General features: G+C 80.1%; 1 protein-coding gene and 1 pseudogene. Both read left to right on the forward strand.

The window, feature by feature from the left end; all coding sequences use genetic code 11:
• A partial coding sequence (locus tag ABD317_RS36895; RefSeq protein WP_344296437.1) for a glycosyltransferase occupies nt 1–1,174 on the forward strand: 1,174 nt, incomplete at its 5' end.
• A pseudogene (locus ABD317_RS36900) lies at nt 1,171–1,402 on the forward strand (hypothetical protein); the annotation flags it as partial. The gene ABD317_RS36895 and the pseudogene ABD317_RS36900, both read left to right, overlap by 4 nt.

Here is a 1,402-nt window from a genome sequence, read left to right on the forward strand (position 1 = left end):
CGAAGCGCCGGGCGGCGGGCCGGCCGGCGGCGGGCTGGCCGGCGTCGACCTGTGCCACGCGCTGTCCGGCGGACCCGCGGCGCTGCCGGGGCTGCTGGCGCGGCGGTTCTTCGGCACGCCGCTGTTGGTGACGGAGTACGGGGTGCGGGTGCGGCGGCACTACCTGGAGAGTGCGGCGAGTGCGGCGAGTGCGGCGAGCGCGGCAGGCACGGCGAGCACGGCGAGCGGGGCGGCGGCGCGCGCCGGCGGCTCCCTGGCCGTACGGGCGCTGACGGCGGCCTGCCACCGCCGGCTGGCCGCGGAGGCGTACGACAAGGCCGCCCTCGTCACCCCCGGAAACGCCCACGCGCGCCGCTGGGCGCTGCGCCTGGGCGCGTCGCGGGCCCGGCTGCGGACGGTCTACCCGGGCATGGACGGCGAGCGGTTCGCGAGGGTGGAGGAGCCGGCCGGGGAGGAGGACATGACGCTGGTCTGGGTCGGCCGGACTGAGCCGGCCGCCGACCTCGTCGCCCTGCTGCACGCGTTCGCGGAGGTCCACCGGCAGGAACCGGCCGCGCACCTCGTCGTGGCCGAGACGGGCCCCCCGCCCGCCGCCCACGCGGGCTACCGCGACCACTGCCGCGCGCTGGCCGCCCAGCTCTTCCCCGACGAGGCCGCGGACGCCCACGCGGTGGGCGCCAGCCCGGTGTCGTTCGAGGAGATCGGCGACCCGGCGGTGCCGGACACGGCGGCGGCGTACGAGACGGGCGGCGTCGCGGTGCTCTCCAGCGCCGTGGCGGGCTTCCCTGTGGGGCTGGTGGAGGCGATGTTCTGCGCCCGGGCGACGGTGTCGACGGACGTCGGCGCGGTACGGGAGGTCATCGGCGGTACGGGCCTCGTGGTCCCGCCGCGGAACCCGCGGGCGCTGGCGGACGCCTGCCTGGCGCTGCTCCGCGACCCGGCGCGCCGGGCTCGGCTGGGCGCGGCGGCGCGGGCGCGGGCGGGCGAGCTGTTCACGGTGGAGCAGAACGTACGGGCGTTCCGGGAGATCTATCTGGAGCTGGTCTCGCGCAGTCCGCTGGCCGGCCCGGCGGACGGCGGCTCGCGCCCCTTCGCGCGCCCCGCGGAGGCGCACCTCCCGGGCCGCTGGGTGGCCGCGGGTGCGTGCCCCGTGTCCGAGGGGGCGGGCCGATGACCGACGTGCCGAGAGCGGCGGCCCGGGAGCCGGCCCCGGCGACACCGGCGGAAGACCTGGCGGAAGCCCTGGAGGCGGCCTTCGGCCCCCGCCCCGCCGCCGGAACGTCCCTCCACACCCCCGCCCGCCCCGGAGGACGGCCCCCGGACGCGGTCGGCCCGGGGCCGAAGCCGTCGGCCGCCGCGGCGGCGGGTGCCGGCGAGGCGGCCGTGCGGCGTGCCGAGGGCG

The sequence above is a fragment of the Streptomyces synnematoformans genome (genome assembly GCF_039531005.1).
In the GTDB taxonomy this organism is placed as follows: domain Bacteria; phylum Actinomycetota; class Actinomycetes; order Streptomycetales; family Streptomycetaceae; genus Streptomyces; species Streptomyces synnematoformans.